General features: G+C 57.7%; 12 protein-coding genes and 2 pseudogenes. 10 read left to right on the top strand and 4 right to left on the bottom strand.

Going from position 1 to position 13,621, the window contains the following annotated elements:
- The first annotated feature begins 226 nt into the window (after window positions 1-226).
- Window positions 227-1,288 (top strand): IS110 family transposase, encoded by a 1,062-nt coding sequence (locus tag AB5Y68_RS16365; protein WP_080770117.1) that lies wholly within the window; start codon window positions 227-229, stop codon window positions 1,286-1,288.
- 12 nt (window positions 1,289-1,300) lie between these two features.
- Window positions 1,301-1,504 (top strand): annotated as a pseudogene (locus AB5Y68_RS16360) (integrase core domain-containing protein); the annotation flags it as partial.
- 153 nt (window positions 1,505-1,657) lie between these two features.
- Here AB5Y68_RS16360 and AB5Y68_RS16355 read toward each other — a convergent pair.
- The 4 genes from AB5Y68_RS16355 to AB5Y68_RS16340 are packed head-to-tail and all read right to left on the bottom strand — an operon-like array spanning window position 1,658 to window position 6,395.
- A complete protein-coding gene (locus AB5Y68_RS16355; protein ID WP_039041221.1) occupies window positions 1,658-3,379 on the bottom strand; it encodes an ABC transporter permease subunit in 1,722 nt (573 codons plus the stop codon).
- Window positions 3,376-4,836: an ABC transporter substrate-binding protein gene (locus tag AB5Y68_RS16350; protein WP_200886037.1), complete on the bottom strand. Its 1,461-nt coding sequence runs from the start codon at window positions 4,834-4,836 to the stop codon at window positions 3,376-3,378. Before AB5Y68_RS16350 ends, AB5Y68_RS16355 begins: the two co-directional genes overlap by 4 nt.
- Before the next feature lie 15 nt (window positions 4,837-4,851).
- Window positions 4,852-5,643, bottom strand: coding sequence for an ABC transporter ATP-binding protein (locus AB5Y68_RS16345; protein ID WP_039041223.1), 792 nt, complete (start codon window positions 5,641-5,643; stop codon window positions 4,852-4,854).
- Window positions 5,640-6,395 carry an ABC transporter ATP-binding protein gene (locus tag AB5Y68_RS16340; protein WP_200886038.1) on the bottom strand — a complete coding sequence of 252 codons (756 nt, stop codon included), beginning with the start codon at window positions 6,393-6,395 and terminating at the stop codon, window positions 5,640-5,642. Before AB5Y68_RS16340 ends, AB5Y68_RS16345 begins: the two co-directional genes overlap by 4 nt.
- A gap of 606 nt (window positions 6,396-7,001) precedes the next feature.
- Between AB5Y68_RS16340 and AB5Y68_RS16335 the strand changes: the two genes are divergently transcribed.
- The 8 genes and pseudogenes from AB5Y68_RS16335 (at window position 7,002) to AB5Y68_RS16300 (ending at window position 13,454) form a co-directional block, all read left to right on the top strand.
- On the top strand, window positions 7,002-7,403 hold the full coding sequence (locus AB5Y68_RS16335; protein WP_052258926.1) for a Fur family transcriptional regulator: 402 nt from the start codon (window positions 7,002-7,004) through the stop codon (window positions 7,401-7,403).
- Window positions 7,404-7,432: 29 nt separating this feature from the next.
- Window positions 7,433-8,680: a zinc metallochaperone GTPase ZigA gene (gene zigA / locus AB5Y68_RS16330; RefSeq protein ID WP_052258928.1), complete on the top strand. Its 1,248-nt coding sequence runs from the start codon at window positions 7,433-7,435 to the stop codon at window positions 8,678-8,680.
- Entirely contained in the window at window positions 8,677-9,081 is a 405-nt protein-coding gene (locus AB5Y68_RS16325; RefSeq protein WP_039041226.1) for a TraR/DksA C4-type zinc finger protein, read from the top strand. Before zigA ends, AB5Y68_RS16325 begins: the two co-directional genes overlap by 4 nt.
- A gap of 53 nt (window positions 9,082-9,134) precedes the next feature.
- On the top strand, window positions 9,135-10,052 hold the full coding sequence (gene folE2 / locus AB5Y68_RS16320) for a GTP cyclohydrolase FolE2 (RefSeq protein ID WP_368207358.1): 918 nt from the start codon (window positions 9,135-9,137) through the stop codon (window positions 10,050-10,052).
- Window positions 10,052-11,176 carry a GTP-binding protein gene (locus tag AB5Y68_RS16315; protein WP_039041228.1) on the top strand — a complete coding sequence of 375 codons (1,125 nt, stop codon included), beginning with the start codon at window positions 10,052-10,054 and terminating at the stop codon, window positions 11,174-11,176. Before folE2 ends, AB5Y68_RS16315 begins: the two co-directional genes overlap by 1 nt.
- 8 nt (window positions 11,177-11,184) lie before the next feature.
- Window positions 11,185-12,597, top strand: a complete 1,413-nt coding sequence (gene cysS / locus AB5Y68_RS16310; RefSeq protein WP_368207362.1) for a cysteine--tRNA ligase — start codon at window positions 11,185-11,187, stop codon at window positions 12,595-12,597.
- 17 nt (window positions 12,598-12,614) lie between these two features.
- Window positions 12,615-12,824: pseudogene (gene yidD / locus AB5Y68_RS16305) on the top strand (membrane protein insertion efficiency factor YidD).
- 153 nt (window positions 12,825-12,977) lie between these two features.
- Window positions 12,978-13,454, top strand: coding sequence for a hypothetical protein (locus AB5Y68_RS16300; protein ID WP_039041230.1), 477 nt, complete (start codon window positions 12,978-12,980; stop codon window positions 13,452-13,454).
- Window positions 13,455-13,621: the final 167 nt, after the last annotated feature.

The raw sequence follows: 13,621 nt of genomic DNA, 5'->3' as shown, positions 1-13,621 counted from the left end.
AACTGCTGGGATACTCAGTTCATTATGCTCAAGAACATCAGCCCAATCTGACCCGTGCTGGGATTGGCGAACATAATGCCTTTGCGTTGACCTGTCGATTGGATGCTGGTGTTCCCTGGCATTGCTGGGCCCAGCGTCTGTGACCTAATAGGAGCCTTGTGCTGCATCTTGAGTGTCCTGTCCTGCGTATGGGGTTGGTAGTGCATATTCCTTGGAGGAATGAGCCATGAACAATTCCAGAAACAAAGCTGAAGTTATCCTTGGTGTAGACACCCATCTGGATACCCATGTTGGGGTTTTGCTTAATGCACAAGGACACCAGTTGGGATGCTTGATGGTCACGACCAATATCAGCGGATATGAGAGACTCGTGACCTGGGCAAACTCTTTCGGGTGCTTGAAGAGAGCAGGCGTTGAAGGCACAGGCACGTATGGTGCTGGCTTGGCCAGTGTACTGCGCAAGCACGGTATCGAAGTGTTCGAAGTTAATCGCCCTGACCGCTCCAAACGCAGGCTCCAGGGGAAATCGGATCCTACTGATGCTGAAAGTGCAGCGAGATCCGTTCTTTCCGGTAGTGCTAACGCGATAGCAAAGACCCAGTCAGGCGCGGCAGAAATGATGCGAGTGGTATCAGTAGCCAGACGCAGCGCCGTCAAAGCCAAAACGCAGGCAATGAATCAACTCAGAGCATTGCTTGTCAGTGCCCCCCAGGATGTTCGTGAACGACTCTGGAAAAGTAAGCCCGCTGACTGTGCAAAGGGATGCGCACGAGTGAGGTCATTGGGTACAACTGAACTCCTGCATACGTTAACGACTACCCTGTGTCTGCTGGCCAAGCGTTGGCTGCTATTGGCAGACGAAGTTGAAAAACTTGATGCCATGTTGGATGCCTTGACCCATCAACATGCTCGTCGTCTGCGCGAGCAATTTGGCGTCGGCCCTCAAACCGCAGCGGTGCTGCTTTCAACGGCTGGCGATAACCCGGAACGGTTAAGAAATGAAGCATCGCTTGCGGCACTTTGTGGGGTTAACCCTTTACCCGCATCCTCGGGAAAGACCGTACGACATCGCTTAAACCGAGGCGGTAACCGTGCCGCAAATAATGCGTTATGGACGATTGCAATGGTCCGGATGCGGGGAGATCCACAAACCCAATCTTACGTCGCACGACGTGGCGCCCAAGGGTTATCTTCGAAAGAGATCCAGCGTTGTTTGAAACGCTATATCGTCAGGGAACTCTACCCTTTGATCTTGGCCGATTTAGCTGACTCAGCGCGAGCCTGTTGACATAGGAGCGTCAACGCGCCGATGGAGCGGCTGTTCAGGAGCCTCAAGACGGAATGGCTTCCGACCATGGGGTACATGAGCCTGCGGGAAGCCAAGCGGGATATCAGCTATTACCTAATGGATTACTACAACTGGCGGCGCCCGCATCAACACAATGATGGGATACCGCCAGCAGAGGCCGAAAATCGGCTTAACTGTGTGTCCGGATTTAGTTGACCACTACAGTCATAAACTCATCTTGATGGCACTTCGTGCTTCATTGGAGTAAGAAGTTGCGCAAAATCCATTGCAAATCGTTGTTTTAACTAGCTAACTATATAGCTCAGCATCGCCTGTGGCACCCCATCATCGGGGTTCTCCTGCATCCCGTCACCGCCTTCCAAGGGCGGCAAGCGACACACCGAGCACCGACATCAGCGCCAATGCAACGACCGGAGTCAATACCGCAAGCGGTGCGCGTTCGACATAAGGCAACGCTTCCGAGAGGAGTATGCCCCACTCCGGAGAGGGGGGACGTTGCCCTAGACCGAGGAAACCGAGGGCTGCCAGAGCCAGCGCATTGCCCGGTAGACGCAACATCGCGTGTTGAAGCACCGGGACGAAGACGGCGGGAAGGATGGATCGGGGGATGAGCCGGAGGGGGCCAACGCCCAGAATAGGCGCGATCTGTACATGGGACTGCGCCCGCGCCTCCAGCACCAGTGCCGATGTGTGGGCTGCGAGCGGCGCCCAAGCCACGGAGGCGACCGCGATCATGGCACCGCTGGCGCTCGGTCCCATGGCTGCCACAACGACCAGCGCGGCAATGGTGGGAGGCGTCGCCTTGGTGATCTCAATGAGGCCGATCGCCAGTCGCGGCATCAATCCCATCCCCATGCCGATGAGCAGGGCAAGCAGCGTGACAATCACCGCCATGCCGATGGTTGACATAGCCCCATGAGCCACACGCGCCAGCACATCGCGGCCCATCGCATCGGCACCAAGCGGCAGCGAGAGGCTGGGCGCCTGCAGTCGGATGAAATCCGAGGCGAAGGGGTCGCGGGACAGGCCAACGGCAACCAGTGTCAGAATGACCAGTAACACCGCGACGGGAACCAGCCACAGCCGGCGGCTCGCCGGGACATGCTCCCGCTGCGGCACCGGCAGAGCGCCCATCTGCAATGCCCTGCCCAAGAGCAAAGCCCGGATCAGGTTTGCCACGACGCCGATGGCTAGCGCGTTCAATAGCAAGATCAGGATCCCCGCCTGTAACGCGGGCAGATCCTGAGCCGCAGCCGCGCCCAGCACCGCGCGCCCGAGGCCCGGAATGGAAAACACCTGCTCGACGGCAATCGCACCGCCGGTCATCGCGACGACGATCATCCCCATCTGTGGCATCAGAGCGGGCAGGCTGCGGCGCAGCACCGCGATCCCGATCTGCCATCGCGAGAACCCCGCCATTGCCCAGGTCGCAATCCAGCGTTCCTGAAAGGTCGCGGCGATCGCATTGGTCAGAAGCCTCCCCAGAAGGCCTCCCCCCGGGAGGCCCAGTGCCAGCGCGGGCAATACCATATATTCCGCCCCCAGCCAGCCGTAGGGAGGCAGCCAGTGCAGCCAGACAGAGAACACTATCAGCAGCAGCGCAGACAGCATGAACTCCGGCAGCGCCGTCAGACAGGCGGCGATCGCGCCAGCACTGTGCGTGTCCCGTCCCATCAGGCCGCGTTTCAGCGTCGGCAGAGACAGTAACACAGCGACCAGCAGCGCCACCGTGAAGGCCGCGGCCATCAGGGATAACGACACGCTGAGCGCTTTCAGCATCCCAGGCAGCACCGGCGTGCCGGAAATCCAGGAGATGCCCCACTCCCCCTGGAGGATCCCCGTCAGCCAGTCGCGCAGATGCGCGAACGGACCGGCAGCCAGCCCGAGCTTCTCGCGCAGCGCAGCCAAGGCTTCGGGCGTCGGATCCAGCTCACCCATTCGCGCGCGCAGTATGCTCGCCGCCGGGTCGCGCCCCGAAATCCACGGCAGCATGCCGATAAGGCCCATCACCGCGCAGAGCGTCACCCCGCGCGAGAGCGCGGGGGTCAGCTTGTTGAGGAGAGGTCTCATTTCGTCAGTGTCGTGAATTCGGTGACGAGCCTGCGTTCGCGCGGATCGCGCTCAGCATGGGCTACGCCCTGCTGTTCGCCTTGCATCACCCGTTCATGCAGCAGCGGGATTGCGCCATCGGTGGCAAGGATCGCGGCTTCGGCATCGATGATCGCCTGACGACGCTCCGGCCCAGGGGCTGAGGCAGCGGCCTTGTCTAGGGCGGCATCGACCGCCGGATCGCAGAGCTGGCCGATGTTGAACGAGCCCTTGCAGGAGAAGTCGGCGACCATGTAAGCCACCGGATCACCGGAGTCGAGCACGGTCGCCCGCGACAGGATGAAGATGTCGAAGGCCCCAGCCAGCGCATCCGCCTCGATATGCGCATATTCGCGCACATCCTGTTCAACCGTGAATCCAGCCTTGGTCAACGCCTGTGCGACCAGCACCGCGACCTCTGGCAGTTCCGCACGGTCGGTGAAGGTGCCGATGGTTATCTTTTCGCCCTTGGGCGTCTTGGCGGCAACATGTTTCACTGGCTTGCGCAACCCATCCGCCCAGGGCAGCGCAGGGCCCAGCAGCCCACGAGCCTCGTCAGCGCGCCCCTCATAGACGGTGCGGACAATGGCGGCCGGATCCACCGCCTCGCGGACGGCGGCACGCAGAGCCGGATCGGCCAGCGGACCCTTCTTGGAATTCACATAGAGGGTATTGGTGCGCGGCATCGGCACTTCATGGATCTTACTGGGATCGATCAGTGCGGCTTGACTGACCGGGACCGCTTCCACGATATCCGCAGTACCAGTACGCAAGGCCGCCCCGCGTGCGGTGCCATCCCCCACATAGTCGGCATCGATCCCCGCTAGCTTCGCCCGCTCGCCCCAGTAGCCATCGAACCGGTCGAGACGGGCACTGGTCACGCCATCGATCACTTTTAGTTCAAACGGCCCCGTCCCCGCACTGGTCGGCACCACGGTGCCATCGGCCTGATAGGCGCGCTCGGCCAGAATGGCCAATTGAGGGCTCGACAATCGGTTTGGCAGCAGCGGATCGGCCACGGCGGTGCGCACGATCACCGCATCGCCATCGACTTCTGTCGTCAACTTGACCCCGTTCAGGATGCGTGGCTTGGGCACAGCCTTATCCGCAAATGCCAGCGCGGCAGCGACGCGAGCGGGAGTGAGCACTGTTCCATCGTGGAACTTCACCCCCTTTCTGATCACGAAGCGCCAGCTCAGGTCATCGACCCGGCTCCATGCCGTCGCTAGAAAGGGTTGGGGTTCACCATCGGCATTCAGGCGGATCAGCGTTTCAGCCATCGACCACCGGGACAGTTTGAACGCATCATCGGAGAGCGGGTTCAGCCCCGAGCGCGGAGGCTGCAGATGCGCGATATGGATACGCGGATCATCCGCATTGGCCGTGCCAGTCAGCGTCAAGCCGACAAGTGCGGCAGCAAGGGTCATAGCAAGTTTCATCATCAGTCCTTTGGTTCAGGTTACAGTCGTCATCGGAGGTGCGGCATTCAGAAGCTCGCGAGTATGTGGATGGCTGGCATGGGTCAGCAGATGGAGGATCTGGCTATCCTCGACGATCTGCCCGCGTCTCATCACCATTCCGCGCTGGCACAGACCTGCAATGATTGAAATGTCATGAGACACCATGAGCAGACCGGTGCCGTAGGTATCGGACAGATGTCGCAGCACATCGATCACCTGGGCGCGGATCCTCATGTCGAGCCCACTGACCGGCTCGTCCATCAACATAAAGGCGGGTCGGGGCGCGATGGCGCGAGCGATGGCCACGCGCTGCGCCTGACCACCAGAAAGCTGCTCCGGGCGACGTAACAGATAGCGGTGATCAAGTCCGACGCTTTCCAGTGCCTCCATCGCTCGCATGAGCGGATCGCATTCGACCTGCAACCGCAACAGGGGCTCTGTCACCAGCTGTGCGACTGTCATCCGTGGTTCCAGCGAGGCGACCGGATCCTGCGGCACGTATTGCACGATCCTGCGATACCAGCGCAGGGCATCAACAGAGCCGGGCATAACCGGCCGACCATTGCACAGGATGCGCCCCGCCTGTGGCCGTTCCTGCGCAAGCAGACATCGCAACAAGGTGGATTTGCCGGATCCCGACATGCCGATCAATCCGACCCGCTCTCCTCTGGCCAGATCGAAAGAGATATCGATGAGCGCGGGCTTCATGGTGGTGCGACCGATGAAGCGACGCTCGCTCGGGAAGCTCAGCCCCAACCCTCTGATCGAAAAGAACGGAGCCGTCATGCGTAAAGCCTCTCGCAGTCAATGCCACAACGTGCCGCAGACACGATCAGGCTGCGCGTATAGTCATGCTCGGGCGCGGTAAGGATCCGCGCGATCGGGGCCTCCTCGACGATCTGTCCAGCGCGGATCACCAGTGCGCGGTCGCACAGATGTGCGGCTGCATGCAGATCGTGGGTAATGAAGAGCAGCGCAGGGCCTTCAGGCGCGGCACTCACCTGCCGTAGCAGCGTCAGGATCTGCGCCTGTGTCACCACATCCAGCGCCGACGTCGGCTCATCCGCGATAATGACGGACGCTTGGGAAGCCAGCGCGATGGCGATGCAGACACGTTGCCGCTGACCGCCAGACAGTTCTGGGGATGAGCGGCTGGCGATCTGCGGATCGTCCAGACCGACCTTGGCCAGCAGAGTCAACGCCTCTGCCCGCGCCGCTGTATGGCTTCGGCCGTTACGTAGCAGCGGCTGCTCAAGCTGATGACCGATCGTGACCAATGGATTGAGAGCCGCGAGCGTGTCCTGCATGATCATGGCAGGGCGAGTCTGCGCAGAGCGCGCCAGGGCGGACACGCCGGTGACCTCGATCCCGTTGACATGGATCGAACCGGTCACTTGGGCCTGAACAGGCTGAAGCCCCAGAACAGCCCGAGCGGTCATTGACTTACCCGAACCTGATTCGCCCAGCATCGCGACCCGTTCACCTTGCGACAGGCTGAAGCTGATGCCGCCAAGGATGGACTGATCTGAGAGGGCCACACAGAGCTTTTTGACAGAGAGGACTGGAGCTATAGACATAAAACTCAAGGGAGATGAGGGGTTAAGCAAAAAAAGTATATTATAACATACCAAAAAGTATCAATTCATAGTCACGAAGATTGGCGTTGATTCTGATTATCTGAGTTTGGGAGGGCTGGCTGTATCGTGTATGAGTACTTGGTCGACGTATCTCTCATATGGGCAAAGTCGTGACCAAAGCTGCTAGGGCACTCGCGTATTCGACGGTGAATCAAATCCACAAGGCATCTTCAAGCAGAGCAACATAACTCCTGCCATCACCACTATAATCAAGTCTCATCAACACCCCATTAATTCCTTTACTATCAGCATATTAGTCCTCCGAAAAACTGGGGTGCTAATAAGTAGAATTTTCCCATTCTTTTAATGTAGGAGGTTCTACATGAAAACATCACAACTGAGCGATACCCAGATCATCGCCATCTCAAATTTTCTTAACTGGCTTGCATTACCCCTTTAACCACTTTTGTAGATGACAGATGAGCAAATCAGAGTATTGACAACTCTTGCAACTGATATGTTATAACATAACGAACCGGATAAAGGAGCATCAATAGATTAGCTGCCATGTCAATGACCGAGAACCAAGAGCGTGTGCTCGTCGCACTTCAGCAAGCGCAACAAGCGCTAGGTGCATATGACTTGCTCGAACGGCTACGCAGACCGGGATTCAGCTCACCAACCCAAATCTATCGCGCGCTGGATCAACTGATACAACATGGTTTGGTTTATCGACTGGAAACGCTGAACGCCTATATATCCTGTTCTCCTCTCGGAGATTGCAGATCCCGCTCCAGAGCCTTCGCCATCTGTGACTCCTGTGGCCAAGTCAATGAACTCTTGGCTGACGATCTCACCCACCACATACAGCAAGGGGCTAACAGACTCGGCTTTGCGTTAGGCCGCGTCGCGCTCGAGATTCACGGTCAATGTGCCACCTGCACCCGCCTGGCACAGTTTGGCCGTTGAAGGTAACACGACTCATGGAGTATCCGTTTATGACTATCAATGCTGGCGCCATGACTTCGGCTCGACCGAAGAGACTACCCGTGACGGTCCTGTCCGGTTTTCTGGGGGCAGGCAAAACTACCTTGCTCAACCACATCCTCAACAACCGTGAGGGTCGTCGCGTGGCCGTCATCGTCAACGATATGAGCGAGGTCAATATCGATGCTTCTCTGGTTCGCGATGGCGGCGCTCAATTATCTCGTACCGATGAGAAACTGATCGAGATGAGCAACGGCTGCATTTGCTGCACCTTGCGTGAAGATCTCCTGCTAGAAGTGGATCGACTTGCCAGGGAGGAGCGCTTCGATCAGCTTGTTATCGAATCGACGGGGATCTCCGAGCCGCTCCCCGTGGCCGAGACCTTCACCTTTGAGGGGGAAGATGGCCGCAGTCTGGGTGATGTGGCGTGTCTCGACACTATGGTGACTGTCGTCGATGCCTATAACTTCTTACGTGATTACGGCTCGCAAGACAGCCTGAACGCGCGTGGTGAGTCACTGGGCGATGATGATCAGCGTACTGTCGTGGATTTGCTTATCGACCAGATCGAATTCTGCGACGTATTAGTGCTCAACAAGGTTGACCTCATCACAACCATTGAGCGTGAACGGCTGATGGCAATCCTGCGCAGCTTGAACCCACGTGCCCATATCGAGATAGCCGAATTCGGCAAGGTTCCCCTCGAGCGAGTGCTAGATACCGGCCTGTTTGATTTCGAGCAAGCATCAAGGGCGCCGGGTTGGCTACAGGAACTGCGTGGTATGCACATACCGGAAACCGAGGAATACGGTATCCGGAACTTCGTTTATCACGCACGACGGCCGTTCCATCCCCAACGTTTCTTCGCCCTGGTGGGGCGTGAATGGCCCGGCGTCGTTCGCTCCAAGGGATTCTTCTGGCTAGCCACTCATCCAACCTTGGCTGGCAATTGGTCGCAAGCTGGGGCAGTTGCTCGGCACGGTGTAGCGGGTTACTGGTGGGCGGCGATACCTGCCGAGCGCTGGCCGCAAGACCCTGACTCCGTTGCGCTGATCCGTCACAAATGGGATGACCTGGTGGGGGATGCCCGCCAGGAAATGGTGTTTATCGGAATCGACATGAACGAGGCAGAGTTACGGGCACAGTTTGACGCCTGCCTACTGACCGATCAAGAAATGGCGCAAGGCCCCCAGATATGGACTACTTGGCACAACCCGTTTCCCGGGTGGGAAGTCGCGACAAGTGGAGTAATGCCATGACTAAAGAAGAGCTGCTCCAACAGCCCGACAAGGCCTACATGAACGCTGAGCAACAGGCGTTCTTTCGCGAGTTGCTGCTGAAGCAACGACGTGAGTTGCAGGAGCGCATTCAAGAGGAGTTCGATGGTTTGCGCAGGTACGACATCAGTGGCGACCCTGCCGATATCGGTAGCACAGAAGAACAACGTCAGGCACACCTGCGCTTGCTGGAGCGAGAAAAGAAGCTGCTCAACAAGATTGAGCACGCACTCCAGCTATTGACCTGCGGCGAATACGGCTGGTGTCAGGAAACCGGTGAGCCCATCGGTCTTCCTCGGCTGCTGTTGCGGCCTACCGCCACTATGAGCTTCGAGGCCAAAGAGCGACAAGAACGTCTCGAGAAACACTTGCGCCAATACTGACCACCATGATGCATCATCATGACCACACATACAGAACAAGGATATCCCGCGTAATGAATACTGCACTGCCCGATGTCTCACTCACTGAGGTTGCATTGAGGCCAAGCACTCTGGAATGGGTTGGGATGCAGGGTATCGACCTGCCCATTCTCCTCGATGAACCCAACTATCGTCGCTCAGTGCATGCTCGTGCCGATGTCCAGGTCGATCTGCCGTCTCCCCATATCAAGGGTATTCACATGTCCCGCCTGTACCGACCGCAGGATGAGCTGGGCGACAGCGAAGGGCTATCTCCCGCTCGCTTGCATCAGCTATTGCAGGCGATGATCGCCAGTCATCAGGACTGCGATAGCCGTCATGCGCGAATACGACTTCGCTTTAATTTGCTGGTGCGACGACCGGCGCTTGTCAGCGAACACCTCGCTGGTTGGAAAGCCTATCCAGTATGCCTCAACGCCACCCTGATACGGGGGGTCTTGACGCTGCGTCTGCGAGTCACTGTCACCTACTCATCAACCTGTCCCTGCTCGGCGGCCTTGTCGCGGCAATTGATCGAGGACGGCTTCCTGAAGCAGTTTGCCACTCAGGAGCACGTGGACGTGGTGAGCGTCGCCGAGTGGCTACGCCAGCACTCAACCCTGGCCACGCCGCACAGTCAGCGCAGTAAAGCTGAGATCAGTATAGAGTTGGCAAGCGACGCCCCGGACTTTGGCCTGTTGGCGTTGATCGATCGCGTTGAACAAGCGGTGGGTACGCCGGTTCAGACGGCAGTCAAACGGGCCGATGAACAGGCCTTCGCCGCACTAAACGGTCAGAATCTGATGTTCGTCGAAGATGCGACCAGGCGGCTCAAGGCTGCGCTGGACGGTCACTATCTCAATCCTGGTGTCCACGTTCGGCATCTAGAGAGCCTGCATGCCCACGACGCCGTGGCGTGGGCCGCCCCCCATGGCGATGCGGTGGTTGCGTGATGCACAGTTCCTCCAATCTGATCCCCGTCACCCTGTTGACCGGTTTTCTGGGCAGCGGCAAGACGACGCTGCTCAACCATCTGGTACGTCAACCTGAGTTATCCGATGCTCTAGTCATCATCAACGAGTTTGGCGAGATGGCACTGGATCACCTTCTGGTCGCCCACAGCACAGAAAATGTGGTGATGGAGATGAACAGTGGCTGCGTGTGCTGCACCATTCGCGGCGACTTGGTCAAGACACTGCGGGATATCGCCTGGCGCTTTACACGTAATGGGCAACAGCAATTTCGTCGCGTGTTGATTGAGACCACAGGGCTAGCCGATCCCGCCCCCATTGTTCACACACTGATGACCCATCCGCAGATTGCGCCGCACTACCGGCTCGATGGCATAGTAACGGCCATCGACCTTGCCACCGGCATGCACACCCTCAATGAGCATCAGGAAGCGGTCAAACAAGCGGCCATGGCAGACACATTACTGCTGACTAAGTCCGATCTGGTGACGGATGAGCAGCGGGATGCAGTACTGGATCGCCTCCATCAACTCAATCCGGCCGCACCGTGCTGGCTAGTGCGTGGCGGCGAGATAGCAGCACATAAGCTGCTCGACCTGGGGCTCTTCAGCTCAAGCGGCAAAGCTGCTGACGTTGCTCGCTGGCTCAAAGAAGAGGCCTACACCGGGACAGTGTTCCGGCCAGCCACTCTCCAGAAGGCAGCGGGACCCGCAGTCTTGGGATTCAAGACAACCCATGACCATCTTGCGGACACGCCCGTTCACGATGTGAATCGGCATAACGATCACATTCACGCTTTCTGTTTCGCCGTTGAAGAACCTGTCCGGGAAGAAACCCTGGCTGTCTGGCTGGGGCTACTGATGAGATTCGTTGGCAGCAACATATTGCGTGTTAAAGGGATCATCAATGTCGATGGCCAAGAACAGCCCATCGTCTTGCATGGTGTACAACACATTTTTCATCCCCCAGTGCCATTGCCGGCCTGGCCGAGTGACGATCGACGCTCACGCCTAGTGTTCATTACCCGAGATGTGGATAGGGACGTGATTGAACAGACCTTCCAGATGTTCCAGCAAGCATTGTCACCTGCCAGGGATGCCACATGACCTCCTCTATCCGTCTCTACAATACACTCCTGCGTGGCAAGATGCCCCTGCGTACCCAACAACCCGACCGGGTGAGCATGTATGTGTGTGGCCCCACGGTCTACAACTACGCCCACATCGGTAACGCGCGGCCTGCCGTAGTGTTTGACGTGCTCTCGAGGTTGCTACGCCAGCACTACCCACAAGTAGTGTACGTACGTAACTTTACTGACGTGGACGACAAGATCAACGCGGCAGCCAGTGCTGCGGGCCTGCCCATCAATGCTATTACCGATCGCTACATCAATGCCTACCATGAGGATATGCTCGCGCTCGGCGTGTTGATACCCGACTTGGAGCCGCGCGTCACCGAACATATTCCCGCCATCATCGAACTGGTTCAGACCCTGATCGAGAAAGGCCATGCCTATGTAGAACAGGGGCATGTGTTGTTCCATGTCCCGTCCTATTCTGAGTATGGACAGCTTTCAGGCCGACGCACCGAGGACATGATCGCCGGGGCCCGTGTGGAGGTTGCGCCCTACAAGCGCAACCCCATGGACTTCGTACTATGGAAGCCTTCGATACCCGACCTGCCGGGCTGGGACAGCCCCTGGGGCCGGGGACGCCCGGGCTGGCATGTCGAATGTTCCGCCATAATTGGCCAGCACCTTGGTCACACCATCGATATCCATGGTGGCGGGCAGGATCTGATCTTCCCGCACCACGAGAACGAAATTGCTCAGGGTACCTGCGCGCACGGTACCCCGTATTGCAACACTTGGGTGCACAACAACTTCGTCACGGTGGATGGGCAGAAGATGTCCAAATCGCTCGGCAACGTGTTGCTGGTGCGCAATCTGCTGGCCGAGGCTCCAGGTGAAGCGATCCGCTTGGTACTTCTGTCCACCCACTACCGCAAGCCACTGGACTGGAACGTACAGCGTTTACAAAACGCACGTGAAACCTTGCTCAAGTACTACGAAGCCCTGGCCAGATTCGAGCACCTGGACGAGCCGCCACTGACCGCCCCCGACACAGAGGTGCTAGAGGCGCTGCGTAACGACCTCAATGTCCCTGGAGCACTGGCGCGGCTACACGTGCTGCTGACGCAGTTGAACCATGCGGGCACGGACGCTCAGCGCTTGCACGCCAAATCCGTGCTGCTGGCCTCTGCCGGAACCTTGAGGCTGTTGCAACAATCGCCACGAGTGGCTCTGGCTGCCTTGGAGACACGAGGACCGGCAACATCCTTTTTATCCGCGCCGCCCACCGATGACGCCCAGATCAAAATGCTGTTGGCTGAGCGCGAAGCGGCTCGTTTGAACCGGAACTTTGCCAAATCGGATGCATTGCGTGCCGAGCTGAAAGCGGTCGGTTTCATGGTGGAGGACACACCTCAAGGGCAAGTGCTTCGGCCCCTTACCAAGGAGTCGGCATGAAATGCTGACCGACAAAACTGCTGGTGCGCAGCTATCAAGTATTCATCAGCCCGATGATCGGCCCACGTTGCCGCTTCCATCCCACGTGTTCTCAATACACCATCGAGGCATAGCAAGCCCACGGAACATTCAAGGGCTTAAAGCGCCTTGGTCATTGTCATCCGCTGCATCTAGGTGGTCACAACCCAATACCATCATGCACCGACAAGGCTGGGGGAAAGTATTGATCCTAACCGGCCAGCCGACCAAAAGGGAGTCTCTCGAAACTCACCAAGGGCGTCCGGAGAGAGGTGGTATCAACGATGAGACTCAATATGATTTCAATACATACCCGTGGCGAGATGGCGCGGAGCTATCCCAGCACGTTGGAGAGATAAAACATGACAGACAAAGCATTCACCGACCAGCAGCTGGTCGAGGCAATTCAACTGTGGTGCGACAACGTCGTCCGCATTGGTCAGGTCCATTCAGAAGGCGGCGACGTAGTGGCGGCAGCCACGCAGCTACTCAGTGACAACTACGCCTACGACCAGGGCAAGGTATTGTTCAAACCTACCCTGGCTTTCGGCCCACAGACCTATCGTCCTACCAAGGAAGGGGCCTTGGCTTACTTCATCGGTGGCAACCCCGACTTCCCGAACGACAAGGGGTTCAAACTCAAGCCTTGGGTGAACGTCTGGTTCAACAAACTCGACTACGTGCTCCATGGCGACCTTGCCATCGCGCAATGCAATGTGCACCTCGTTGGTGAGGATGACAGCCATATTTTTGTCAACAAAAGCTTTGTCTTTAAAATCTGCGATGATGGCAGGATCAGGATAGTTCTTCACCAGTCTTCGTTGCCGTTTCAACCGTGAACACAGTGAATCACCCTGGCTTCTTTAGACACCTTGTGTTTCTAATCGCCAGACAGTTTCCTTGCGAATTGGCAATTACATCCTCCAGCCCAAACTGTAATCCCCTAGGACTCGTCACTCTCGAACTCACCACGTAATGTCATCAAAAGTATAAAGGTCGCGCCTGC

The organism is Aeromonas sp. R6-1 (assembly GCF_040908165.1).
Classification (GTDB): domain Bacteria; phylum Pseudomonadota; class Gammaproteobacteria; order Enterobacterales; family Aeromonadaceae; genus Aeromonas; species Aeromonas caviae.
The sequence above is the reverse complement of the archived record's forward strand: the minus strand, read 5'-3'. Positions and strand labels throughout refer to the sequence as shown.

What these genes read in the sequence shown, in the direction of transcription:
- AB5Y68_RS16365 (WP_080770117.1), top strand. Translation starts at nt 227, where the DNA reads ATGAACAATTCCAGAAACAAAGCTGAAGTTATCCTTGGTGTAGACACC.
- AB5Y68_RS16355 (WP_039041221.1), bottom strand. Translation starts at nt 3,379, where the DNA reads ATGAGACCTCTCCTCAACAAGCTGACCCCCGCGCTCTCGCGCGGGGTG.
- AB5Y68_RS16350 (WP_200886037.1), bottom strand. Translation starts at nt 4,836, where the DNA reads ATGAAACTTGCTATGACCCTTGCTGCCGCACTTGTCGGCTTGACGCTG.
- AB5Y68_RS16345 (WP_039041223.1), bottom strand. Translation starts at nt 5,643, where the DNA reads ATGACGGCTCCGTTCTTTTCGATCAGAGGGTTGGGGCTGAGCTTCCCG.
- AB5Y68_RS16335 (WP_052258926.1), top strand. Translation starts at nt 7,002, where the DNA reads ATGTCAATGACCGAGAACCAAGAGCGTGTGCTCGTCGCACTTCAGCAA.
- zigA (WP_052258928.1), top strand. Translation starts at nt 7,433, where the DNA reads ATGACTATCAATGCTGGCGCCATGACTTCGGCTCGACCGAAGAGACTA.
- AB5Y68_RS16325 (WP_039041226.1), top strand. Translation starts at nt 8,677, where the DNA reads ATGACTAAAGAAGAGCTGCTCCAACAGCCCGACAAGGCCTACATGAAC.
- folE2 (WP_368207358.1), top strand. Translation starts at nt 9,135, where the DNA reads ATGAATACTGCACTGCCCGATGTCTCACTCACTGAGGTTGCATTGAGG.
- AB5Y68_RS16315 (WP_039041228.1), top strand. Translation starts at nt 10,052, where the DNA reads ATGCACAGTTCCTCCAATCTGATCCCCGTCACCCTGTTGACCGGTTTT.
- AB5Y68_RS16300 (WP_039041230.1), top strand. Translation starts at nt 12,978, where the DNA reads ATGACAGACAAAGCATTCACCGACCAGCAGCTGGTCGAGGCAATTCAA.